Below are 23,328 nucleotides of genomic sequence, written 5' to 3'. Positions count from 1 at the left end.
TCGTCCGATCCCCGCATGCCGCCCTCGGCTCCGTTCCAAGGCCAACAGTGAATCATGCTGAAACTCAGGCAGCCACAGGCTTTTTCAACAGCCTGTTAGCGGCGGTCCACGGGACCGCATAAGTCATTCAGTTCGGACATCATCGCAAATCAGCCTCGATTCCCGACGACTCGAATGATTGGCGTTCCTTGTTGCGGATGTTCCCCCGCGACAAGGAGGGGCTGCGATGGCGGCTCCCCGTTCGGGGAGCTGATCGCCACCGCGCCAGCCGTCCGGCTGGCGCTTCGCAAAGGCCGGGCTGGCAGCCGGTTCCGGCTGCTCAATCTCGGCCTGTTAAAGGATGGTGCGGGCGGTCGGAATCGAACCGACACTCCTTTCGGAACCGGATTTTGAGTCCGGCGCGTCTACCAGTTTCACCACGCCCGCGCGGCCCTCTATCTAGCCCAAGAGCCCAAAAATCGGAAGGGGCTAAATCGGTCCCTCAGGGCCTGATTGGGGTTTGCCCTTCGACGTTGGCCTGGGCTTCGGCCTGCGAACATTAATTGCCGCCGCATCAAGAGTGGTTTTGAGGTGAGAAGCATAGAACTTCTCGATCATCTCGACGCTAGTCCGGCAATTTTTTGCAATCTGATAGATATCAGCCCCATCCATCAATCTCAAGCAGATGTATGTGTGCCGAAGACTATACGCAGCCCGGCGATTTCCGTCCCGGTCGAATTTTAGCCCTTCCTCCCTCAGAATTGTATTCATCAGTTCATGCCGCTCCCCCGGGAATATCAAGTCGGTCGGGCAGGTCGGGCGAAGGTCTTCCTCGCCTTCCTCCGCTCGCATGTTCCGACCGGCGGCTTTCGGCCTTAGCCGTGCCTGCAATCGCTCGAAGGGGCGCACGGCACTCGCTGTGCTTTTGCAGTGGCCGATGCCGCGCTTGCCGCGCACCTCGATCTCAAGGATGGTCTCGCCTGAGTCGCGGTCTTTGACGATCTGAACATCCCGAAATTCGAGCCGCGCCGCTTCGTCGGGGCGCAGGCCGGTATTCGCCATGAACAGCACATAATCGTGCATTTGCTCATAATACCATACCCAGCGTTTCTTCGGCGGCTGCTGGACCCGTCGCCGCGTCGCCTCATAAAGGCGCTTATACTCGTCGGGGCCGAACCAGCCGCGATGCGAGATTTTGACCGATCTGTCGTACTTTGTGGCCAGCCTCGGCAATCGGTCGAGCCCGCCCTTGTCCATCTCAGATGTCAGAATCTGCCGGAGAGCCACGATCTCTTGATGAATCGTGCTACGGGCAGGGGGCTTGCCCCCCGGGGAGTCTTGAATCCGGTGGATACGGTATTGCTGAATCTTGGCGGCGGTGATCTCCGGGAAAGTCAGGTCGCCAAAGAAGGGGATCAGATGCCCTCGGATGCGGGCAATATGCAGCTTGATGTATTTGGGGCTGCGGGTGCCTGCGCACAGCACCGTGAATTCCGCAATGAACTCCTCGGCACCTTCACGAAACAGCCTCTCGCTGGGCGCTGGAACCTTCGCCGCCGGGGCCGGTTCGCTGCCCTCGACCTTGATGCTGTTCATGCCTTTGCGGAGCGCGGCACGCAGTTCGTAATACCAGTCCTCCGCCACTTCCTTGGCGTGGGACAGGCTTTCTTCTTTGGTGCTGCGGCGATGGTTTTGGCCGTTGAGATAGGCCGAGCATTGCCAATGGCGGCCATCTCCTCGCTTGTAGAGATGAACCTTGCCTTCAAGGATCGTGTGCTGCTCAGACATGCCACACACCTCCCACACCCGCGCTGTGTACGGTTTTGTGTAAGTGATGTGTAAGTGTATCAAAAGTTGTTTTAGATTTGGATAACGCCGTAACGCATTGACAGATATAGGGGTTTTTGCCTAACTTAATAGGCCCCGTAACATTTTGAGTCTGCCGCGTCTACCATTTCGCCACGGAGGCACCGGGCGCTTTCAAGCGTGCGGCGGATCATAGCGATAGAAAGCCGGGGGTCAAGCGCCGCATAGCACCGCCGGGTCAGGGGCGGGTCATGGGGTCGCGCCACGGGGTTGACACGCGGCGGGGCGGGGGCGGCGGTTGCGGGCGCGGGGCGCACCTGATAGACGGGTAGCGCCCGGCTTGCCCCTTATCCCAAAGGGCGGCCCCGCTGTCGGAGATGCCCGTTGCTGCGTAGCCTTTATGACCGCACCCTCGCCCTCGCCGGCCACCGCCATGCCGTCTGGGCCCTGGCGGGTATTTCCTTCATCGAAAGCTCGGTCTTTCCCATCCCGCCGGATCTGCTGCTGATCCCGCTGATCCTGGCCGATCGGCGCCGCGCCTTCTTCCTGGCCACGGTCTGCACCGTCGCCTCGGTCCTGGGCGGCTTCCTGGGCTACGCCATCGGTTATTATTTCTGGGACACCATCGGCCATCGTGTCATCGAGGCCTATGGCCTGATGGGCAAGTACATGGAGTTCAAGCAGGGCTTCGACGAGAAGGGCGCCTGGATCATCATCCTGAAGGGGATGACCCCCATCCCCTACAAGCTGGTGACCATCGCCAGCGGCGCCTTCCAGTTCGACCTGGCCACCTTCGCCGGCGCCTCGCTCATCTCCCGCGCGCTGCGCTTCTTCCTTGTCGCCGCCCTCCTCTGGAAATTCGGCGAGCCTATCCGCACATTCGTGGAAAAGCGCCTGACGCTGGTCACCACTGTGGCCCTGCTGCTGGTCATCAGCGGCTTCATCCTGGTGAAGTACCTGCATCTCTAAGCCCTCGCCGCCCGAACCGGAAACCACCCCATGACCGCCTACGCGCCCAGCCCGACCGCCGCCCCGTCCCTGCTGGCCCACCCCCGTCTGCCGCAGGCGGCGCTGGTGCTGGCATCGGTCGGGGCCCTGGGCACGGCGCTGCTGTCGCAGTATGTCGGCGGCCTGCACCCGTGCGAGTTCTGCATCTGGCAGCGCTGGGCCTATGTCGCCGCCATCGTGGCGCTGCTGCCCGGCTTGGCGAACCCGCGGTTCCGTACCGCCTCGCTGGTCCTGGGCGGACTGGCCTTCCTGGCCGGGGCGGCCATCGCCGGCTTCCATGCGGGCGTAGAGCAGCATTGGTGGGAAGGCTTCACCACCTGCAGCAGCAGCATGCCCAAGAACCTGACGCTGGATCAGTTGCGCGAGCGCCTGCTGTCCGCCCCGCTGGTGCGCTGTGACGAGGCGCAGTGGACCTTCCACGGCATCTCCATGGCCGCCTTCAACTTCCCGGCCTCGCTGATCCTGGGTCTGGTGGCCTGGGCGGCCGCCCGCGCCGGTACCAAGCGGGCCTGAGGGAGGCAGCCATGACCGCCACCACTGACACCTACAAGCCGGCTTCCCCCAAGCCAACGGAGCGCCTGGCCCGCCGCCCCCTGCCGGGCGACCTGGGCACCGAGGCGCAGATCGCCCGCATCATCCGCGTGGACCAGGCGGGCGAGTACGGCGCCGCCCGCATCTACGCCGGCCAGCTGTCGGTGCTGGGCAAAAGCCCGGTGGGCGCCACCATCCGCCATATGGAGGAGCAGGAGCGCGTCCACCTCGACACCTTCAACCAGATGATGGTGAAACGCCGTGTGCGGCCCACCGCCCTGCAGCCGCTGTGGAAGGTGGCCGGCTATGCCCTGGGTGCCGCCACCGCCCTGATGGGTGAACGGGCGGCTATGGCCTGCACCGTGGCGGTGGAGGAGGCGATCGACGCCCACTATGCCGAACAGGCGGAGCGCCTGGGCCCGGGCGAGGCGGAGCTGAAGGCCACCATCGAGAAATTCCGGGCCGAGGAGCTGGAGCACCGCGACATCGGCATCGCCCACCATGCCGAGCTGACCACCGGCTATCCCGTGCTGTACACCCTGATCAAGGCGGGCACCCGCGCCGTCATCTGGGTGGCGGAACGGGTCTGATCATGGCGCGGCGGCGCCCGCCTTATTCTCGTCGCCGCCCAGCCTGTACGTCAGCCTGAGATAGACGATCTGTCCCGGCACGGCCAATTCGGACCGTTCCCGATACTGCGGCGTGTCGATCCATGTCACGCGCCGCACGCCATTGAACACGTCGTTGGCGGTGACGATCAGTTTCAGCCGGGACGTCACGTCATGGCCATAGGACAGGGTCACCGACTGATAGCCGGACCGCGTGCCGCCCGCCTCCAGCGACCGGCCATGCAGTTGCGCCTGGAGTTGCAGGCAGTCGCCCTCCGCCGGCGTCCAGGTCAGGTTGACCTTGGTCAGGTGCGTGAACAGGGCGCCGTTATAGTTGCCACCGCCAACTGGGATGGATTCCCGGACGTGGGACAGGTCGGAACTGAGGCCGACCGTCCAGTCCGGCCCCAGATGGAAATCCACCGCCAGATCCAGGCCGGCCGACGTGCCGCTGCCCGCGTTTTCCACCGTGGAGACCAGGGCCGTGTCGCCCGGTGCCGCAGTATAGCGATAGTCCACGATATCGTCGGTCAGACGGCGCGCATACAGGGTGCCGCTGGCCGTCACCTTCGCCGCCGTGTAGGTATAGCCGGCCGCCACCGAGTCCGTCCGGCTGGGCCGTAAGCCGGGGTTGCCCAGAATGGTGGTCGCCCCCACGATGGTCTGAAGCGGGTTGAGCTGTTCCGTCGTCGGCCGGTCGATGCGCCGGGTGTAGCTGAAGGTCAGGCGGCTTTCGGGGTTAAGGTCCCGGCCCAAAGATAGACTGGGCAGCCACCGCAGGTCGTTCGAGTCCGGCATGCCATCCGCCCCGGCCAGAAACCGGGTCGCCATCGACTCCACCCGCAGCCCACCCTTGGCCAGCCAGGGGCCCAGCAGGCGCTGATAGTTGGCATAGCCGGCGCTGAGGGTGCGGTTGAGGCCGAAGCGCGCGGCGGGGGTGGCGCCGAACCCGCCGTCACCCGGATCACCCACCGCCCCCGCCTGATAGGCCGACTGCACGCGGTCCGACTCGACCTCCAATCCCAGCTTGAGCTGCCCCTCCCGGGGCAGCGGCAGGACATAGTCGCCGCTGACCGTATCGATCAGCTCACGTTCGGTGTGCCGCTGGCGATAGATGTCCTCACCAGACGCGGGAACCTGGAAGAGCTGGTCATCGGTCTGGTCGCGCAGCGTCTCATGATCCTCATGGCTGGCCTTCACGGTCAGCGTGTCGCCGCCGACCACCCCCTTGCGGACGTAATCGCCGGTCAGGGAGGCGTGGTCGAAGTGCTGCGGGGCGCGGTCCTGGGTGACGCTGCGGCTGGTCAGCCCGCCATCGGGACCATAGACGCCCAGATCATCCCGGTATTGGCGCGGCCGGTGGCGCAGGGCCCCTTCCCCGCTGAGGCTGACGGTGTCGTGATCCGAAGCGGCATAGGAGACGCTCAGGGTGCCGGTGGTGTTGGTGTAGGGCACGAAGGTGGAGCGATGCTCCACCAGACGGCCGGCGGCCGATCCGTCGGCATTCTTGGCCGTCCGGTCGATGTCCAGCAGGTCGTGGCGGATGTCGTCCCGTACGTCGGCCGAGCCGCTGAACGTCCAGGCGCCCACCCCGAAGGAGCCGGCGGCGGAGCCACTGCGCCGCCCCTGCGGACCGATGCCCGCCCCCAGCTCCGCCTTGGCCGCCGGGCTGCGCGGCTTGCGCGTGACCAGGTTGATGACGATGCCGGCATCCCCCCGGAACTCCGGCCCCGGGTCGGTGATGACCTCGATCTTGGCGATGGTGTTGGCCGGCATGGATTGCAGGGCCGTCGCCAGGGGCATGCCGCGCAAGGCCGCCGACGGCTTGCCATCGATCATGACCGTGACGGCGGCGCCATGCACGCGGACCTTGCCTGCCGGATCGACACTGACCGCGGGCAGGGTGGTCAGGACGTCGGCGACACTGCCGCCCCCCTTGGCCTGGAGGTTGCCGGCCAGGTCGTAAACCGTGCGGTCGTCCAGGCGCACGGCTTCCGGCGGGGTGGCCGTGACGGTGACTTCCGTCTGCGCCAGCGCCGATGGCGCGGCGACGGCGAGGCCGGCGATAACCGCGTTTCGAACCCCCCTGCCCTTCACCCTGTTCCCCCTTTCATATGCTCTTGGCACAGGCACATGGGCGCACCTCCCCGCCGGCGTGGGCCGGCAGGTCGCAAACGTGGGCGCATGGCTGGAAACGAGGGAGTGGCACTCGCGAAAAGCGGGACGTACCCCGCGCTTTTCTCATGATACCCCGCCCCCGTCAGTCGGTAATGCCTTAAAATTCCAGCATTTGATTGCCGGTGCAAACGACGATACCTTGGCGCGATCCTGAGCTTTTCTAAGGACGGGACCCATGCCGCTCAGCGCCATTTCCTTGAACGCGCTACGGGCCTTTGAGGCCGCTGCCCGGCATCTGAGCCTGACCCGCGCGGCGGCGGAACTGCACGTCACGCAATCGGCGGTCAGCCATCAGGTGCGCGGGCTGGAGGAGCAACTGGGCGTCAGCCTGTTCCGCCGCAGCACCCGGGGCCTGATCCTGACCGATGAGGGGCAAGCCCTGGCGCCCACGATCCTGGAGGCGTTCGCCATGATGGAGCGGACGCTGGACGCCGTCAGCGCAACGGGCCCGGCGGAGATCGTCAATTTGGGCGTGGTCGGCACCTTCGCTGTGGGCTTCCTGTTCGAACGCCTGGCCGCGTTCCGGGCCCACCATCCGCGCGTCGATCTGCGCATCATGACCAACAACAACAAGGTCGACCTGTGGACCGAGAGCCTGGACCTGGCCATCCGCTTCGGCGACGGCGCCTGGCATGGCGTCGAGGCGCACCGCCTGGTGGACGCGCCCATGACGCCGCTGTGCGCGCCGGCCCTGGCCGCCGTTCTAAAAACGCCGGCCGACCTGGCCGCGCATCCGCTGCTGCGATCCTATCGGTCGCAGGACTGGCCGGCCTGGCTGAAAGCCGCCGGCGTGCCCGGCATCCCGGCGCGGGGGCCCCTGTTCGACGCCTCCACCCTCATGATCCAGTCGGCCATGGTGGGGGAAGGCGTCGCCCTGGCGCCACCCGCCATGTTCCGGCGGGAGCTGGCGGAGGGCAGGCTGGTGCAGCCGTTCGACGTGCTGGTGGACACCGGGTCCTACTGGCTGACGCGGCTGTTCTCCAAACCGCTGACGCCCGGCATCAAGGCCTTCCAGGATTGGATGCTGGCCTGTACGGCGCCCCATCGCTGAAACCGTCAGAACGGATCCAGCTCGGTGTCCCAATAGAGGAAGTCGCGCCAGCTCTCGTGCAGGAAGTTGGGCGGGAAGGCCCGGCCGTTTTCCTGCAGCTGAAAGACCGTGGGCTGGAAGGGGGGGCTCAAGGGGATCATGCCGCACACGTGGGGCAGCCGGTTGCCCTTGGCCAGGTTGCAGGCGGAGCAGGAGGTGACGACGTTGTCCCAAGTGGTGCGTCCGCCGCGGGAGCGTGGGATGACGTGATCGAAGGTCAGTTCCTGGGTGGGGAAAGGCTCACCGCAATACTGACAACAGAAGTGATCGCGCAGGAAAACGTTGAAGCGGGTGAAGGCCGGCCTTCGCGTCGCCGGTATGTATTCCTTCAAACTGATGACGCTGGGTATTCGGATTTCCGCGGTGGGCGACCGGACGACGCGGTCGTAGACGGAAATGATGTTGACCCTGTCCAGGAAGACCGCCTTGACGGTGTCTTGCCAGGACCAGAGGGACAAGGGGAAGTAACTGAGCGGCCGAAAATCGGCGTTCAGCACCAAAGCCGGACAACTGTCTAGTGGTGGAGACAATACCACCCCCGCACCGTTCCCGAGGACGGCCGCGGGCCGAACCCACGGCCAGAAATCACCGTCTTATTAGCCTTTCCCGCCCCTCTCGGCAATCCTCGCCTTCGTGGGGCCCCCGCTATTTCACGATAACGTCATACCGCTACCCACAAGATGTGGGGCCAGCAGGCCAGCGTACCCCCTTTTATAGGCCCCGCCAACATCCACCGCCCCCGCGACTCGGCCTCACGCGGCTAGGCACCGCGGTAATGGATTGACGGGGCGGGGTGGGCAACGGCCGCCCGCCGATGGTATCAGGGAACATGGACCAGCCCGTCACCCGCTTCGCCCCCAGCCCCACCGGCCTGCCCCACCTGGGCCACGCCTATTCCGCCCTGTTCGGCTGGCATGCCGCGAAGGAGGCGGGCGGCACCTTCCTGCTGCGCTTCGAGGATATCGATCCCAACCGCTGCCGGCCGGAGTTCGAGCAGGCGTTCACCCGCGACCTCGGCTGGCTGGGCCTGAGTTGGCCGGAGCCGGTGCGCCGCCAGTCGGAGCATATGGCGGACTACCGCGCCGCCCTGGACCGGCTGACGGGGCTGGGCGTGCTTTACCCCTGCTTCTGTTCGCGCAAGGACATCCAGGATGAGATCGCCCGGGCCGGGGCGGCGCCCCATGGGCCGGAGGGACCGCTCTATCCCGGCACTTGCCGCCACATGGATCCGGGCCGCCGGGCCGAGCTGCTGGCCGCCGGCGCGCCGCACGCCCTGCGGCTGGATGTCGCGACGGCCGCCCGCCAGACCGGGCCGCTGACCTGGATCGACCGCGAGGCCGGCCCCCTGGCGGCCCAGCCGGGCATCCTGGGCGACGTGGTGCTGGCCCGCCGCGACGTCGCCACCAGCTATCACCTGGCGGTGACGGTGGACGACCATCTGCAAGGCGTCACCCTGGTGACCCGGGGGCGGGACCTGATGGAGGCGACGCACGTGCATCGCCTGTTGCAGGCCCTGCTGGACCTGGACGTGCCCACCTGGCACCACCACCGCCTGCTGATGAACGAGCGGGGCGAACGGCTGGCCAAGCGCGACGGGGCCGCCAGCCTGGCGGCCTTGCGTGACAGCGGCGCCACACCGGCCGAGGTCTGTGACCGCCTGGGCATGGAATCGCCTTGATCGCGAAGCAACTTGATCAAGAATGGGTCGCGCTCATCTAGCCATGCGCACACGCTTCGCTTTTTAGCGAATTTTTCGCCACCCAGACGGAAGGCCCCGTGGTAAGAACGCGCCATGCCTGATGCCGATACCCTCGCCCACTACCGCACCCTCGTCAAAGACACGACGATAGACGGCAACACCCTGCTGTCGACGGACTACTTCAATCACTTCAACGAAGTGATCATGCTGTTGTCCATGCTGGGCGACATGCCGGACATGCTGGACGAGATCCGGGCCTGGCAGCCCAAGACCTACAAGCAACATTTCGAGGGCAGCGGCCTGGGCTTTGCCGCTCTGGCCATCGACGCCTACGACCATGTGCCGCCCGAGTATCGCCAGCCCTTCGATCGCGTCATCGCGGAACTGGAGGCGACCATCGCCGAGGCGGTGGTGGTGCTGGAGGCGGAACTGGGCTCGCCCGAGGTGCTGGGCTTCATGGCGTCGGATTACTGGCAGCGCCTGCAGAAGCTGGTGGACCGGGGCAGCGCCATCGTCCACGGCGCCACGGAACAGGCCACGCTGGACCAGGACGCGATCGACGCGCTTTTTTAGGCGCCTCAAGCGCCGGCGGGGCATCCGCCCCTTGGCTGATCCTCAGTTTCCAGTCCGCTTCGCTCCCCGGAAACTTGCGGCGAACGCGGTCGCGTCCTATGAAATTGAGGCAGGAACTCTGGCGTATCAGTCGGTGGCGCGCAGGCCGGTCACCAAATCCATGTAATCCGGCTCGTGATCCGGGCTGAGTTGGCCGTGGCGGATCAGGAAGTCGATCACCACCAGGTTGACGTTGAACTTCCAATCGTCGGTAGTACGCACGCTGTCGGCCACGCGGGCCAAGGGCCAGAGCTCGAAGGCCTCGACCTCGCCATCCGTGTTGCGCGGGATGATGTCTTGGCTGAGCGCCAGGTCATAGCAGAACAGGGTGTCGCGCCGCAGGCCGGCCACCGTGTCGAAGACATAGGTGATGGCCCCAACCGGCACGGCGGCCCGGGCCAGGCCGGGATCCAGCCCCGCCTCCTCATGCGCCTCCTTCACCAGGTTTTCCGCCAGGCTGAGGCCGGCCGGCTGGCCGCCCGCCACCATGTTGTCCAGCTTGCCCGGGGCCACGCCGCGATCACGGGCGCGGCGCCCCACCCACATCTCGATGCGCCCGTCCGGGCCGGGCACATAGCCGTTCACGTGCAGGCCAAAGCCGCGCACGCCGAAACCGGGTACGGCCGCCCGGTCGATTTTCAGCAGTTCCGGCTGGCCCCACTGCGCCAGCACCGGGAAGTCCTCTCCCCGCAAGGGGGGCACCATCCCCTCCGCCGCCAGCACCGCCACCACCTCGGCCACCGCCTGGCTGCGGCGCGCGGGATCAGGGGGCAGCAGGTCCAGCAGGGGCGCCGCCCCGCCCGTCAGGCGGAACGCGTCGCTGAGGCAGGCCACCCGGTCGGCGAAGGCGGGACGCACGCGCCCCACCGGCCGGCCGTTGACCGCGAAGGGCAGGAAGGCGGCCGCGTCGTGGGTGTTGCACGCCTGAATGTGTCGGATGAAGGCCATGCCCCGGTTTAGCCCGGCCACGACGCGGATGCAATGTCGCCCATCGCGGCAAACAGTCTTCGGTTGATCTATATCAGTTACTATCGCCAAAAGGTTAGGGTCGGGCTGGGGCCCCAGTTGTCTTTACGGATGATTCATCAACTCCGCATGATTTTGCCCTGGCCGCACGCTGTTCCCCAGCGCCGCAGATACGACCAGGAGAAAATCATGACCACCGGTGACGATTCCATGCAGCACCAGTTCCAGGAACGCCTGGGCTTCCTGGAAATCGACGCTTTGACCCGGGACGCCCTGCGCAGCTTGCGCCCACACGTCGAACGCGAGTTGCCCGCCATTCTGGACCGGTTCTACGCCAAGCTGCGGACCCAGCCGGAGATCTTCAAACTCTTCGGCGGCGACAAGCATCTGTCGCACGTGAAGGACATGCAGATGCGGCATTGGGCGGCCATCGTCACCGGCACCTTCGACGCCACCTACCTGGACAGCGTCATCCGCGTGGGCCGCGCCCACAACCGCCTGGGACTGGAGCCGCGCTGGTACATCGGCGGCTATGCCTTCATCACCGGCGAACTGCTGACCATGGTGACGCGCATGGACCGGCGGGGGCCCTTCGCCTGGCTGCGCCCGCGCCTGGACGTGGCCCGCCTGCAACAGGCCCTGCTGCGCGCCGTCATGCTGGACATGGATCTGGCCATCTCCGTCTATATCGAGGAGGGGCGCCGGGACCGGCAGCGGGTGCTGGAAGGCTTGGCCCAGAATTTCACCGACACCATGGCCGGCGTCATCGATGGCATCGGCGGCGCCGTGGGCGGGCTGCGCCAGGACGCCAACCTGCTGACGCAAGCCGCCGACCAGTCGCTGGCGGAAAGCACGCAGGCCGACACGGCCGCCGGCAACGCCGCCAGCAACGTCCAGTCGGTGGCCAGCGCCACCGAGGAACTGTCGGCCTCCATCACCGAGATCAGCGCCCGCGTCGTGCAATCCAACAAGATTTCGGCGCAGGCCATGGAAACGACCCGGCGTACCGATGGCGCTGTGCGCGGCCTGGTGGCCGCCGCCGCCCGCATCGGCGACGTGCTGAGCCTGATCAACACCATCGCCAGCCAGACCAACCTGCTGGCCCTGAACGCCACCATCGAGGCGGCGCGGGCCGGCGAGGCCGGCAAGGGCTTCGCCGTTGTGGCGGGGGAGGTCAAAACCCTGGCCACCCAGACCGCCAAGGCGACGGAGGAAATTTCCGCCCAGGTGAGCGCCATCCGCCACGTGTCGGAAGAGGCGGTCTCGGCGATCAGCCAGATCGGCAGCGTCATCGCCGGCATGGATGAGATCGCGACCTCCATCGCCAGCGCGGTGGAGGAACAAAGCAGCGCCACCCGGGAAATCGCCCGCAGCATCGCCCAGGCGGCCACCGGCACCGCCAGCGTCTCGGCCAACATCAGCCACGTGGCCGACGCCGCCCGGCAGACGGGGGCGGCGGCCGGCCGTCTGAGCCAGTCGTCCGGCGACCTGGGGCTTCAGGCCCAGCGCCTGCGCGACGGGGCGCAAACCTTCGCCGCCCGCTTGCGGGAAAGCGCGTGATCCCCCGGTGAGGAATGGCCCCAAGCCGATGGGCAAGCGCGCCAGCGCACGCTATAATCGCGGCCATGGGCACATTCCTCTTCTTCTGCCTGGGCGCCACCATGCTGGCCGTGCTGGGCGTATTGATCCTGGGCCTGTTCACCATGGCCCGGGGCGGCGACAAGGCCGGCACCACGGGTAACCGCCTGATGTGGTGGCGCATCCGCCTGCAGATCCTGGCGGTGGTGCTGTTCATCCTGACGGCGCTGGCCTTGAGTCACCACGCATGACGGCGCGCGGGGCGGCATGGTCACACTGACCCGCATCTATACACGGGGCGGCGATACGGGCCAGACCTCGCTGGGGGATGGCCGCCGCGTGGCCAAGCATGACCTGCGGGTCGAGGCCTACGGCACGGTGGACGAGGCCAACGCCGCCATCGGCCTGGCCCGCCTGCACACCGCCGGAACCCCGGCGGACGCTTATTTGTCCCGCATTCAAAACGACCTGTTCGACCTGGGCGCCGATCTGTGCACCCCCGAACAGGAAAGCCCCAAATACCCCCCCCTGCGCATCGTCGATGCCCAGGTCGACCGGTTGGAGCGGGAGATTGACGCGCTGAACGCCGACCTGGCGCCGCTGTCCTCCTTCATCCTGCCCGGCGGCACCCCCGCCGCCGCCTTTTTGCACCAGGCCCGCACCGTCGCCCGCCGGGCGGAGCGGCTGGTGGCCAGCCTGGCGGAGCGGGAGCCGGTGAACCCGGCCGCCTTCAAGTACTTGAACAGGCTTTCAGATTTTCTGTTCGTGCTGTCGCGCCATGTCAATGACAGGGGGGCCGGCGACGTCCTATGGGTGCCCGGCGCCAACCGCGAGGGACGTTAAACCCTTGGGTTTAGGCCATATTGCAGTGCAACAGGGCAGCGTTGACAGCTTTGTGGGACAATCCTATTTTTGCCGACCACGTCCGTATGGCTCGATCCGCCGGACGGGGAAATAACCAGAACCCGCCAGATCGAGGGTGGAGCGTCACACCGGGCGGGCGCCCTCCAAGAAGTGCCAAAGGATGGCTTGAGACATGAAGATACTGGTCGCGGTCAAGCGGGTCGTTGACTACAACGTGAAGGTTCGCGTGAAGGCGGATGGCACGGGTGTGGAGACGGCCAACGTCAAGATGTCGATGAACCCGTTCGACGAGATCGCGGTTGAGGAGGCTGTGCGCCTGAAAGAGGCGGGCAAGGCCACCGAGATCGTGGTGGTGAGCGTGGGGCCGAGCCAGGCGCAGGAGACGCTGCGCACGGCGCTGGCCATGGGCGCGGACCGGGCCATCCTGGTGCAGCACGAGGGCGAGACGCAGTCGTTGGGCGTGGCCAAGGCGCTGAAGGCGCTGGCGGAGAAGGAACAGCCGGGCCTGGTCATCCTGGGCAAGCAGGCCATCGACGACGACGCCAACCAGACCGGCCAGATGCTGGCGGCGCTGCTGGGCTGGGCCCAGGGCACCTTCGCCAGCAAGGTCGTGCCGGCCGAGGGGACCGTGGCGGTGACGCGTGAAATCGACGGCGGTCTGGAGACGGTGGATCTGAAGCTGCCGGCGGTGGTGACCACCGACCTGCGTCTGAACGAGCCGCGCTACGCCTCGCTGCCCAACATCATGAAGGCCAAGAAGAAGCCCTTGGAGACGGTGGACGCCGCCAGCCTGGGCGTGGACCTGACGCCGCGGCTGAAGACGCTGAAGGTGGCGGAGCCGCCGAAGCGCGCCGGGGGCGTGAAGGTGGGCTCCGTCCAGGAGCTGGTGGCCAAGCTGAAGACCGAAGCGCGGGTGATCTGACCATGACGACTCTTGTTATCGCTGAGCCTTCTGCGGAAGGCGTGAAGGTCCCGACGCTGACCACCCTGGGGGCGGCCGCCAAGCTGGGCGGCGATGTGCATGTGCTGGTGATCGGCCAGGGCGTGGGTGCCGTGGCCGAGGCAACGGCCAAGGTCGCCGGTGTCGCCAAGGTGCTGGCGGCGGACGCCGCCGAGCTGGCGCACGGCCTGGCGGAGAACGTGGCCCCGCTGGTGGTCAGCCTGGTGAAGGCCGGCGGCTACAGCCATGTGCTGGCGCCCAGCACCACCTTCGGCAAGAATGTGGCGCCGCGCGTCGCGGCCCTGCTGGACGTGGCGCAGATCAGCGACATCACCGGGGTGGAAAGCCCCGACACCTTCACCCGGCCCATCTACGCCGGCAACGCCATCGCCACCGTGCAGTCCAGCGACCCGGTGAAGGTGGCGACGGTGCGCGGCACGGCGTTCGAGGCGGTGGCCGCCACGGGCGGCAGCGCCAGTGTCGAGGCGGCCGCTGGCGCCGCTGACGCCGGCCTGTCCCGGTTCGTGAGCCAGGAAGTGTCGAAGTCGGAGCGTCCGGAGCTGACCAGCGCCCGGGTGATCGTCTCGGGCGGCCGGGGCATGCAGTCGGGCGACAACTTCCCCCTGCTGGGGGCGCTGGCCGACAAGCTGGGCGCCGCCGTGGGCGCATCCCGCGCGGCGGTGGACGCCGGCTTCGTGCCCAACGACTACCAGGTCGGGCAGACGGGCAAGATCGTGGCGCCGGAGCTGTACATCGCCGTGGGCATCTCGGGCGCCATCCAGCACCTGGCCGGCATGAAGGACAGCAAGGTCATCGTCGCCATCAACAAGGATGAAGAGGCGCCGATCTTCCAGATCGCCGACTACGGCCTGGTCGCCGACCTGTTCAAGGCCGTGCCGGAATTGACCGAGGAACTGGGCAAGGCGGGCTGACCCAAGCCCGTTCAACACCCTACTCTATCTTTTGTTAAGGGTCCCCCGGCAGTATCGGGGGACCCCGCCAGGGTGGCCTTGCAAGGACAGACACCATGATACGCACGATCGGCATCATCGGTTCGGGGCAGATGGGCACGGGCATCGCCCACGTGACATCGCTGTCCGGCCATACGGTCCGGCTGATGGACACCAGCCCGGAATCGCTCTCCCGGGCCATGCAAGCCCTTGAGAAGAACCTCGACCGCCAAGTCTCAAAGGGCAAGATCACCGAGCTGGAAAAGGATGAGGCCCTGGCCCGCATCTCCACCGGCACGGAAATGTCGACGCTGGCCGATTGCGATCTGGTGATCGAGGCCGCCACCGAGAACGAGGACATCAAGCGCGGCATCTTCAAGGACCTGGTGCCGCACCTGAAGGCCGACGCGCTGGTGGCCACCAACACATCCTCCATCTCCATCACCCGGCTGGCCGCCTGCACCGACCGGCCGCACAAGTTCATCGGCATGCACTTCATGAACCCGGTGCCGGTGATGCAGCTGGTGGAGATCATCCGGGGCATCGCCACGGATGAGGAGACCTATCAGGCCATCCGCGAGCTGACGTTCAAGCTGGGCAAGACCCCCGCCGTGTCGGAGGACTTCCCCGCCTTTATCGTCAACCGTGTGCTGCAGCCCATGATCAACGAGGCGGTCTACACCCTGTATGAGGGCGTGGGCTCGGTCGAGGCCATCGACACCGCCATGAAGCTGGGCGCCAACCACCCCATGGGCCCGCTGGAACTGGCGGACTTCATCGGCCTGGACACCTGCCTGTCGGTCATGCAGGTGCTGTACGAGGGCCTGGCCGACAGCAAGTACCGGCCCTGCCCGCTGCTGGTGAAATATGTCGAGGCCGGCTGGCTGGGCCGCAAGGTGGGCCGCGGCTTCTACGACTATTCCGGCGATACGCCCAGGCCTACCCGTTAAGGGGCCCGACGCACCGAGTCCACTTCAACAAAAAACCCGCCGCCCCCTTCGCAAGGGAGGCGGGTTTTTTATTTCTTATAAAACTTGATCAGGGCCTGCGCCTCGGGCGAATTCCAATCGGCGTCGCCCTCCAGGCGGCCGATCTCGCGCCCCTCGGCATCGATCAGCAGGGTGGTGGGCAGGCCGCGCGGCTTCAGCACCGACATGGCCGTGCTCTTGGGGTCCAGCCAGGTCGACAGGTGGGTGATGCCGTGGTTCTGGATGAAGGGCGTCACCACCCGGGCGCCGCCCCGGTCCAGCGACAGGGCCACGACCTCGAAGCCCCCCTTGCCTGCGGAGGTGTCGCCCAGGGCGCCCTGCAGCTTGTCCAGCGACGGCAGTTCCTGAACGCAGGGGGCGCACCAGGTGGCCCACAGGTTCAGCAGGACCATGTGCCCCTTGAGGTCCGACAGGTGGATGCCGCTGCCGTCGGGGCGGGTCAGGGCCAGATCGGGAACCTGGGGATGGTCCGGCGTTTCGGTGAAGGGGGTGATGCCGCCCTTCAGCGCGGGGGCCGCATTACCGGCCGCGCATGCCGCACCAGCGCAGAAAACGACCGACGCGACCACGCCAATCCTTGCGAGAAACCGCAAAATCGCCATTCTTGCCATCACCCTCGTTCACCGGGCCCCTACGCCGGCCCCGCTACAATTGGTCCCCGACCCCCGATGACGTCAACTCCCGCGACCCCGGAAAACGCCACGCCCGACCAGAATGCCGCAGCGAGCGGCGCTGTAAACGAGCTGTGGGGCGGCCGCTTCAGCCGTGGCCCGTCGGAGATCATGGAGCGCATCAACGTGTCCATCGGGTTCGACAAGAAGCTGTGGGCGCAGGACATCGCCGGGTCCAAGGCGCACGCCACCATGCTGGCGGCCCAGGGCATCATCACCCAGGACGACGCCGACGCCATCCTGAAAGGCCTGGACCAGGTGGCCGAGGAGATCCGCGACGGCCGCTTCGTCTTCAAGACCGAGCATGAGGACATCCACATGAACGTGGAGTCCCGCCTGAAGGAACTGATCGGCGAGCCGGCTGGCCGCCTGCACACCGCGCGCTCCCGCAACGACCAGGTGGCGACCGACTTCAAGCTGTGGGTGCGCGGCGCCCTGCAGCGCCTGGACGGCGACATGAAGGCCCTGCAGGCGGCCCTGATCGAGCAGGCCGAGCGCCATGTCGACACCATCATGCCGGGCTTCACCCACCTGCAGACGGCCCAGCCGGTGACCTTCGGCCACCATCTGCTGGCCTATGTGGAGATGCTGGGCCGCGACCGCGCCCGGGTGCGCGACGCCATCGCCCGCCTGAACGAATGCCCGCTGGGGAGTGCCGCCCTGGCCGGCACCCCCTATCCCATCGACCGCGCCGCCACGGCCGCCGCCCTGGGCTTCGACCGTCCGACGGCCAATTCGCTGGACGCCGTGTCCGACCGCGATTTCGCCCTGGACTATCTGGCCACCGCCAGCATCTGCGCCATGCACCTGTCGCGCCTGGCGGAAGAGATCGTTCTGTGGTGCACGACCCAGTTCCGCTTCATCCGCCTGTCGGACGCCTTCACCAGCGGCAGCTCCATCATGCCGCAGAAGAAAAATCCGGACGCGGCCGAGCTGGTGCGCGCCAAGTGCGGCCGCGTCATCGGCGCCCTGTCGGGCCTGCTGGTGGTCATGAAGGGCCTGCCCCTGGCCTATTCCAAGGACATGCAGGAAGACAAGGAACCGGTGTTCGAGGCCGACGACACGCTGGCCCTCTGTTTGGCGGCCACCACCGGCATGATCCAGGACATGACGCCCGACCCGGCGGCCATGCGCCGCGCGGTGGAAGCGGGCTTCCCCACCGCCACCGACCTGGCCGACTGGCTGGTGCGCCGCCTTGGCCTGCCCTTCCGTGAGGCGCATCATGTCACCGGCCGCATCGTCCGGCTGGCCGAGGAACGGGCCTGCGGCCTGTCGGACGTGCCATTGGATGTCATGCGCGGCGTGGACGCCCGCATCACCGAGGAGGTCTATGCCGTGCTGAGCCTGGAAGCCTCCGTCGCCAGCCGCACCAGCTTCGGCGGGACGGCCCCTGAACGCGTGCGCGCGGCCGTGGCCGCCGCCCGGGAACGGTTCCTGTGAGGGTACGCCAAATGACGTCTAAGGTTCTGCTGATGGCCGGCCTGGCCGCCGCCCTGGCACTGTCGGGTTGCGGCAAGATCGCCCACACCCTGGACACGCCGGATGGGGAGGATCATCCCCTGCACTTCTACCCCAACCCCAAACTGGATCCGCAGCCCAACGTGAAGGAGGCGCTGCCCAGCTCGGCCGACCAGCCGGCCGGGTCGCCCGCCACCATTCAGCCCGGCACGCCCTATGGGGTCATGCCGGACAGCCCCGTCATCACCAACAGCGGGCCGATGATGGGCGGCACCACCACCCCTTCCACCTCCGGTTCCTCAACGCCCCAGTAAAGGGCCCCAGCAGACGCGACGGTTTGGATTTCGATGGCCTTCTCCTATGTTTCCGGCGTGCTGACCGCCGACGGCGTTCCCCTGGACCGGTTGGCCGAGGCCGTCGGCACCCCCGTCTATGTCTATGCCGCCAGCCGCCTGCGGGCCAATTACCAGGCCTACGCCCGGGCCTTCGCCCGTGATCCGGTGGACGTCTGCTTCGCCCTGAAGGCCAATTCCAACCAATCCATCATCAGCCTGTTCGCCCGCCTCGGCGCCGGCGCCGACGTGGTGTCGGAAGGGGAGATGCGCCGCGCGCTGGCCGCCGGCGTGCCGCCGGAAAAGGTGGTGTTCTCCGGCGTGGGCAAGACGCGGGACGAGCTGGCGGCGGCGCTGGTGGCCGGCATCCACCAGATCAACGTGGAAAGCCTGCCGGAGCTGGAGGCCCTGTCGGCCGTGGCGACGGAGCTGGGCCGCACCGCCCCGGTGGCCCTGCGCATCAATCCGGACGTGGACGCCGGCACCCATGGCAAGATCGCCACGGGCCGCAAGGAGGACAAGTTCGGCATCGACCTGGGCCACGCGGTGGCGGCCTATGCCAAGGCCAGCAGCCTGCCGGGCCTGGCGCCCAAGGGCTATGCCGTCCACATCGGGTCGCAGCTGCTGAACATCAGCCCCTATGACGACGCCTACGGCCATCTGTCGGACCTGGTGATCGCCACCCGCGAGGCCGGCCTGAAGATCGAGCGGCTGGACCTGGGCGGCGGCCTGGGCGTGCCCTACAAGGGCGAGGCGGCGCCGGACCACGACGCCTATGCCGGCATCGTGCGCAAGCGCTTAGGCAATCTGGGATGCCGCCTGACGCTGGAACCCGGCCGGTCGCTGGTGGGCGACGCCGGCGTGCTGCTGGCCCGGGTCATCTACGTCAAGGAAGGGCTGCACCGCCGCTTCCTGATCGTGGACGCGGCCATGAACGACCTGATGCGCCCGACGCTGTACGACGCCTATCACGGCATCCGCCCGGTGCTGGAACCAGCCGCCGACGCCCCGCTTTCCCCCATGGACGTGGTGGGCCCCATCTGCGAGACGGGTGACACCTTCGCCCGCCAGCGGGAGCTGCCGCCGGTGGCCCAAGGCGAACTGGTGGCCTTCATGACCGCCGGGGCCTACGGCGCCGCCATGTCGTCCACCTACAACTCCCGCCCGCTGGTGGCGGAGGTGCTGGTGGATGAGGGGCAGTGGGCGGTTATCCGCCGCCGCCAGACGTTCGAGGAAATGCTGGCCCTAGACGTGACGCCGCAATGGCGCCACGTTTAAGGCGCAGGGCATAGGGCCCACCCAAGGGCACACGGCAGCCGAGAGGGCACCGACGGCATGGCTGAGAGGGCACTCATCTCCCGCAAGGATGGGCGACGGGCATCCGATGCCGCCGCGCCCACGCCAGCGCCCACAGGCATTGTCGTCCCCCTGCCCAACCGCGCACGCCTTCCTCTGGTCCCGCCGCCGCTGAAACCCTGGCGCCACCCCTTGCGCGCCGCCTGGCTGTCGCTGGCGGCGGAGAGGGTAGGCCTGCGGCTGTGGCCCCTGCCCGGCTTGCTGATGCTGGGCCTGGCGTTGGCCTGGTCCGGCGCCCTGCCCCATCTGCCGCCCTGGGCCCACGGCCTGGCGCTGGCCGCCTTCGCCGCAGCGTTCATCGCCTTGCTGGTCCGCCGCCTGCGCGGTTTGCGCCTGCCCGACCGCGACGCCGTGTTCCGCCGGCTGGAGCGGGACAACACCCTGCGCCACCGCCCCTTCGACCTGCTGATCGACACGCCGGTGAACCAGGGAGGGGTGGACCAGACCAACCCCGCCGCCACCCTGTGGGCTGCCGCGCAGGATCGCGCGCGCCGCGCCCTGGCGGGGGTGCGCGTCGGCTGGCCTGCTCTGGATCTGCCCAACCGCGATCCCTGGGCCTTGCGGCATATCGCCGTGCTGCTGCTGGCCATCGCCGCCGTCATGGCTTGGGGCGATTGGCGCCCCAGGCTGATCGAGGCGCTGGATCCGGGGTTCGAGGCGCCGCCCGCCGGTGCCGAGGCCGACCTGGACGTCTGGATCACCCCGCCGGAATCGACCGGCCTGCCGCCGCAGTTCCTGACCCGCCGGGGCAAGGCGGGCCCGGCGGAGGGCGGCGGCGCGGTTTCCGTGCCGGCGGGCGCCACCGTCACCGCCCGCCTGGGTCCCCACCACCGCGCGCCCGAGCTGTCGCTGGATGAGGACGCGCTGGCCCTGGACCCGGCCGCCACCGGCGGCTTCCAGGTCAGCCGCACCGTCACCAAAGGGCGACGCATCACCGTCACCGACCGGGGCCGCACCCTGGGCAGCTGGCCCATCCGCATCGTCGCCGACGACCCGCCGGCCATCGCCTTCCGCGAAAAGCCCAGCGCCACCGAGCGCTATGCCCTGCGCCTGGATTACACCGCCGCCGACGACTACGGCATCGCCAGCGTCACCGCCACCGTGACCCCCACCACGCGCGCGGAAGGCACGACGGTGGAACCCCTGGTCCTGACCCTGCCCGTGCCTGCCCGGCCCAGCCGCGAGGCGTCCGCCGCCGGCACGCCGGTGGTGGCCAACGCCAGCGGCTACTTCGACCTGACGGCCAGCCCCTGGGCGGGGCAGCCCGTGACCATCCAGCTGACGGCCACCGACACCGCCGGCCAGACGGCCACCAGCGACACCCAGACCATCACCCTGCCGGAACGGGTGTTCAACAACCCCACGGCCAAGGCCGTCATCGCCCAGCGCCGCGCCCTGCTGGACCAGGGGGAGGAGGCGCGCAAGCCCGCCGCCAGCGCCCTGCTGGGCCTTGCGGGAGAGCTGGATGGCTATGCCGGCGATCCCACCGTGTTCATGGCGCTGTACGCCGCCGCCCGGCACCTGGGCCTGAACGACGACGGGCGGTCGCTGACCGACGTGGCCGACCTGTTGTGGGATACGGCGCTGAAGATCGAGGACGGCAGCCTGGCCTCGGCGGAGACGGAACTGCGCGACGCCCGCCAGCGCCTGGCCGACGCCCTGGACCGCAACGCGCCGGAAGCGGAAATCCGCCGTGACCTGGACGCGCTGAAGTCCGCGCTGAACCGCTACATGCAGGCGCTGGCGGAAAAGAGCGACCAGCAGCAGGGCCAGAACGGTGCCCCGCCGCCGGATGACCAGAGCGCCCAGACCATCGACATGGGCCAGATGATGGAACAGCTGGAGCAGATGGCCCAGACCGGTGCCCGCGACGCCGCGCGCAAGATGCTGGACCAGATGCAGGACCTGATGGAAAGCGTCCAGACCGGTCCGCAGAAGCCGCCGACGGAGGCCGAGCAGCAGCAGATGCGCCAGAACCTGCAGATGCTGGAAAAGCTGCAGGACCTGGCTAAGCGCCAGCGCGAACTGATGGACCAGACCTTCCGCCAGGGTGACCGGGGCGAACCTGAAGACAGCCCACCCCAACCCAACACCCGGGGCGACGGTCCCAACCGCTCCACCCCCAACCGCCAGGGCGCCGCCCCCCGCCAGCCCCAGCGCGACCCCTCGGCCGAGGCGACGGCCCGCGACCTGGCCAAGCAGCAGGACGCCCTGCGCCGCGAGCTGCAGGCCCTGATGCAGCAGCAGGGGCAGCAGGCCGGCCAACAGTCGGATGAGGGACAGCCGGATGGCCAACAGGGCCAGGACCAGCCCGGCGGGCAGGAAAACGGCAACGGTGGCGGCCAGGGCCCCGGCCAGGCGCCGTCCCCTCTGGACAAGGCCGACCGCGCCATGGGCCAGGCCGGCCGCGCCCTGTCGGAAGGATCGCCCGAGGACGCGGTGGAGGCCCAGGGCCGGGCGCTGGAGGCCCTGCAGGACGGGTTGAAGGGCATGGCGCAGCAGATGGCCCGCCAGATGGGCCGGGGCACCCGCGTCGCCCCCCGCAACGTCACCAACGGCCGGGGCCAGAACACCGACCCCCTGGGCCGCCAGATGACGGGCCAGGGCGCCACCAGCACCGACAGCGTCAAGATCCCCGACCACGGCGACCTGCAGCGCGCCCGCGAAATCCTGGAAGAGCTGCGCCGCCGCGCCAGCGAAGCGGGCCGGCCCAAAGAAGAGCTGGACTACATCGACCGCCTGCTGAAGCGGTTCTGAGCAACCACTCAGTTCGGCAGCACGAATTCCGGGCGGATCTGCGCGGCCTGGCCGCCCTTTTCCACGATGTTGCCGTGGTAGACCGTCTTCTCGCCCGGGAACAGGCGGCGGGCCTTGGGCTGCATGCGCCAGCGCTGGAAGGGCTTGCCGTCGGCGCCGAGGGCGGAGGCCATGAGGTCGGGCACGTCGCGCTGGCGGTCGGACTTGTTCTGCACGGTGATGTCGACAAACAGCATGGACGTGCCTTCCACGTCGCGGAATTCCGTCTTGCTGTCCACCATCTCCAGCCCCGTGCCGGGCGGTTCCACGCCGAAGCCGAAGGCGTCATACAGGCGGGCGGCGGCGGGCCAGGCATCGACCACGGCGTCACGCTCGACCGCCAGGCCGGTGATGCCGCCGGCGATGACCACGGCCAGGACGCCCCAGCGCACGGCAGCGAACAGGCGCCGCGGCTTCTCCTCCTGTTCCGGAATCGCCATCGTGGATGAGGGATGGCGCAGGCGGCCCAGCGACAGGGGTGCCGGGGCCGGCGCCTCGTCCTCCGCCATGGTCAGGGTGTCGTAGGCCGTCTCCCGTTCCATGGCCGCGGCCAGGTCGGCGAAGGACGACGATGAGGGGGCGGACGACATCCAATCGTCATCGTCATCCACCGGCGGTGCAGCCACCGCCGGGCGGCCGGCCGTTTCCGGCACCTGATGCCAGACGGAACCGCAGGCGCTGCACCGCACGCGCCGACCCCGCCCCAGCAAGGCGTCGTCGACCCGGAAGCGCGTGGCGCAGGACGGGCAGGTTGTTATCATGGGAGGCAGGGCCAGGCCGAAATCCTTAAGAGGCGCCTTAGACTTAAACGAAAAGGTCGGGGATGCGCAAGGTGGGCCCCGGCCCTGGCGCCGACGGCGAAACGGCCTATCCCGTTCTGGCAGGCGGCGCTGATGCCGCAGCCCCGGCGCCACCCG

General features: G+C 67.9%; 22 protein-coding genes and 1 tRNA gene. 16 read left to right on the top strand and 7 right to left on the bottom strand.

What is annotated here, in order from left to right:
* Nucleotides 1–341 precede the first annotated feature (341 nt).
* Both FBZ88_RS26585 and FBZ88_RS26580 read right to left on the bottom strand, forming a co-directional pair.
* Nucleotides 342–426, bottom strand: a tRNA-Leu gene (locus tag FBZ88_RS26585).
* A 42-nt stretch (nt 427–468) separates the two neighbouring features.
* Nucleotides 469–1,767 (bottom strand): site-specific integrase, encoded by a 1,299-nt coding sequence (locus tag FBZ88_RS26580; protein WP_145620029.1) that lies wholly within the window; start codon nt 1,765–1,767, stop codon nt 469–471.
* Nucleotides 1,768–2,169: 402 nt separating this feature from the next.
* Between FBZ88_RS26580 and FBZ88_RS26575 the strand changes: the two genes are divergently transcribed.
* Genes FBZ88_RS26575 through FBZ88_RS26565 form a run of 3 tightly spaced genes read left to right on the top strand, consistent with a single transcriptional unit; the run spans nt 2,170 to nt 3,914 of the window.
* The gene (locus FBZ88_RS26575) at nt 2,170–2,754 is read left to right on the top strand and encodes a YqaA family protein (protein WP_145620028.1); all 585 of its coding nucleotides are present in this window, start codon (nt 2,170–2,172) and stop codon (nt 2,752–2,754) included.
* Nucleotides 2,755–2,784: 30 nt separating this feature from the next.
* Nucleotides 2,785–3,306 (top strand): disulfide bond formation protein B, encoded by a 522-nt coding sequence (locus tag FBZ88_RS26570; protein ID WP_145620027.1) that lies wholly within the window; start codon nt 2,785–2,787, stop codon nt 3,304–3,306.
* An 11-nt stretch (nt 3,307–3,317) separates the two neighbouring features.
* Nucleotides 3,318–3,914 carry a demethoxyubiquinone hydroxylase family protein gene (locus tag FBZ88_RS26565; RefSeq protein ID WP_145620026.1) on the top strand — a complete coding sequence of 199 codons (597 nt, stop codon included), beginning with the start codon at nt 3,318–3,320 and terminating at the stop codon, nt 3,912–3,914.
* On the opposite strand, the gene FBZ88_RS26560 is transcribed toward FBZ88_RS26565, so the two are convergent.
* Entirely contained in the window at nt 3,915–6,029 is a 2,115-nt protein-coding gene (locus FBZ88_RS26560) for a TonB-dependent receptor plug domain-containing protein (RefSeq protein WP_186464608.1), read from the bottom strand.
* Nucleotides 6,030–6,285: 256 nt separating this feature from the next.
* On the opposite strand from FBZ88_RS26560, the gene FBZ88_RS26555 reads away from it, so the two are divergent.
* Complete coding sequence (locus FBZ88_RS26555; RefSeq protein ID WP_145620024.1) at nt 6,286–7,161, top strand: LysR family transcriptional regulator; 876 nt, start codon at nt 6,286–6,288, stop codon at nt 7,159–7,161.
* A 5-nt stretch (nt 7,162–7,166) separates the two neighbouring features.
* Here FBZ88_RS26555 and FBZ88_RS26550 read toward each other — a convergent pair whose 3' ends face one another.
* Nucleotides 7,167–7,736, bottom strand: coding sequence for an HNH endonuclease (locus FBZ88_RS26550; RefSeq protein ID WP_411861176.1), 570 nt, complete (start codon nt 7,734–7,736; stop codon nt 7,167–7,169).
* Nucleotides 7,737–8,029: 293 nt separating this feature from the next.
* On the opposite strand from FBZ88_RS26550, the gene gluQRS reads away from it, so the two are divergent.
* Entirely contained in the window at nt 8,030–8,878 is an 849-nt protein-coding gene (gluQRS, locus tag FBZ88_RS26545) for a tRNA glutamyl-Q(34) synthetase GluQRS (protein WP_145620023.1), read from the top strand.
* Between the two features lie 114 nt (nt 8,879–8,992).
* Nucleotides 8,993–9,472 carry a hypothetical protein gene (locus FBZ88_RS26540; protein WP_145620022.1) on the top strand — a complete coding sequence of 160 codons (480 nt, stop codon included), beginning with the start codon at nt 8,993–8,995 and terminating at the stop codon, nt 9,470–9,472.
* Nucleotides 9,473–9,598: 126 nt separating this feature from the next.
* Here the strand turns inward: FBZ88_RS26540 and FBZ88_RS26535 are convergent, their stop codons facing one another.
* Nucleotides 9,599–10,459, bottom strand: coding sequence for a DUF4743 domain-containing protein (locus FBZ88_RS26535; RefSeq protein ID WP_145620021.1), 861 nt, complete (start codon nt 10,457–10,459; stop codon nt 9,599–9,601).
* A 207-nt stretch (nt 10,460–10,666) separates the two neighbouring features.
* Between FBZ88_RS26535 and FBZ88_RS26530 the strand changes: the two genes are divergently transcribed.
* The 6 genes from FBZ88_RS26530 (at nt 10,667) to FBZ88_RS26505 (ending at nt 15,759) form a co-directional block, all read left to right on the top strand.
* On the top strand, nt 10,667–12,037 hold the full coding sequence (locus FBZ88_RS26530; RefSeq protein ID WP_186464607.1) for a globin-coupled sensor protein: 1,371 nt from the start codon (nt 10,667–10,669) through the stop codon (nt 12,035–12,037).
* A 65-nt stretch (nt 12,038–12,102) separates the two neighbouring features.
* Nucleotides 12,103–12,306: a twin transmembrane helix small protein gene (locus FBZ88_RS26525; RefSeq protein WP_050898461.1), complete on the top strand. Its 204-nt coding sequence runs from the start codon at nt 12,103–12,105 to the stop codon at nt 12,304–12,306.
* A gap of 16 nt (nt 12,307–12,322) precedes the next feature.
* On the top strand, nt 12,323–12,898 hold the full coding sequence (locus FBZ88_RS26520; protein ID WP_145620019.1) for a cob(I)yrinic acid a,c-diamide adenosyltransferase: 576 nt from the start codon (nt 12,323–12,325) through the stop codon (nt 12,896–12,898).
* Nucleotides 12,899–13,091: 193 nt separating this feature from the next.
* The gene (locus tag FBZ88_RS26515; RefSeq protein ID WP_145620018.1) at nt 13,092–13,841 is read left to right on the top strand and encodes an electron transfer flavoprotein subunit beta/FixA family protein; all 750 of its coding nucleotides are present in this window, start codon (nt 13,092–13,094) and stop codon (nt 13,839–13,841) included.
* Between the two features lie 2 nt (nt 13,842–13,843).
* The gene (locus tag FBZ88_RS26510) at nt 13,844–14,791 is read left to right on the top strand and encodes an electron transfer flavoprotein subunit alpha/FixB family protein (RefSeq protein ID WP_145620017.1); all 948 of its coding nucleotides are present in this window, start codon (nt 13,844–13,846) and stop codon (nt 14,789–14,791) included.
* A 95-nt stretch (nt 14,792–14,886) separates the two neighbouring features.
* Nucleotides 14,887–15,759, top strand: coding sequence for a 3-hydroxybutyryl-CoA dehydrogenase (locus tag FBZ88_RS26505; RefSeq protein ID WP_004272959.1), 873 nt, complete (start codon nt 14,887–14,889; stop codon nt 15,757–15,759).
* A gap of 68 nt (nt 15,760–15,827) precedes the next feature.
* Here FBZ88_RS26505 and FBZ88_RS26500 read toward each other — a convergent pair whose 3' ends face one another.
* Nucleotides 15,828–16,367: a TlpA family protein disulfide reductase gene (locus FBZ88_RS26500; RefSeq protein ID WP_246138874.1), complete on the bottom strand. Its 540-nt coding sequence runs from the start codon at nt 16,365–16,367 to the stop codon at nt 15,828–15,830.
* A 99-nt stretch (nt 16,368–16,466) separates the two neighbouring features.
* Between FBZ88_RS26500 and argH the strand changes: the two genes are divergently transcribed.
* The 4 genes from argH to FBZ88_RS26480 are packed head-to-tail and all read left to right on the top strand — an operon-like array spanning nt 16,467 to nt 22,372.
* The gene (gene argH, locus FBZ88_RS26495; protein WP_145620015.1) at nt 16,467–17,909 is read left to right on the top strand and encodes an argininosuccinate lyase; all 1,443 of its coding nucleotides are present in this window, start codon (nt 16,467–16,469) and stop codon (nt 17,907–17,909) included.
* Between the two features lie 11 nt (nt 17,910–17,920).
* Nucleotides 17,921–18,241 carry a hypothetical protein gene (locus FBZ88_RS26490; protein WP_145620014.1) on the top strand — a complete coding sequence of 107 codons (321 nt, stop codon included), beginning with the start codon at nt 17,921–17,923 and terminating at the stop codon, nt 18,239–18,241.
* A gap of 33 nt (nt 18,242–18,274) precedes the next feature.
* On the top strand, nt 18,275–19,537 hold the full coding sequence (lysA, locus tag FBZ88_RS26485; RefSeq protein WP_145620013.1) for a diaminopimelate decarboxylase: 1,263 nt from the start codon (nt 18,275–18,277) through the stop codon (nt 19,535–19,537).
* A gap of 57 nt (nt 19,538–19,594) precedes the next feature.
* On the top strand, nt 19,595–22,372 hold the full coding sequence (locus FBZ88_RS26480) for a TIGR02302 family protein (protein ID WP_145620012.1): 2,778 nt from the start codon (nt 19,595–19,597) through the stop codon (nt 22,370–22,372).
* Nucleotides 22,373–22,380: 8 nt separating this feature from the next.
* On the opposite strand, the gene FBZ88_RS26475 is transcribed toward FBZ88_RS26480, so the two are convergent.
* Complete coding sequence (locus FBZ88_RS26475) at nt 22,381–23,172, bottom strand: MJ0042-type zinc finger domain-containing protein (protein WP_145620011.1); 792 nt, start codon at nt 23,170–23,172, stop codon at nt 22,381–22,383.
* Between the last annotated feature and the right edge of the window lie 156 nt (nt 23,173–23,328).

The sequence above is a fragment of the Nitrospirillum bahiense genome (assembly GCF_007828025.1).
GTDB lineage: Bacteria > Pseudomonadota > Alphaproteobacteria > Azospirillales > Azospirillaceae > Nitrospirillum > Nitrospirillum amazonense.
The sequence above is the reverse complement of the archived record's forward strand: the minus strand, read 5'-3'. Positions and strand labels throughout refer to the sequence as shown.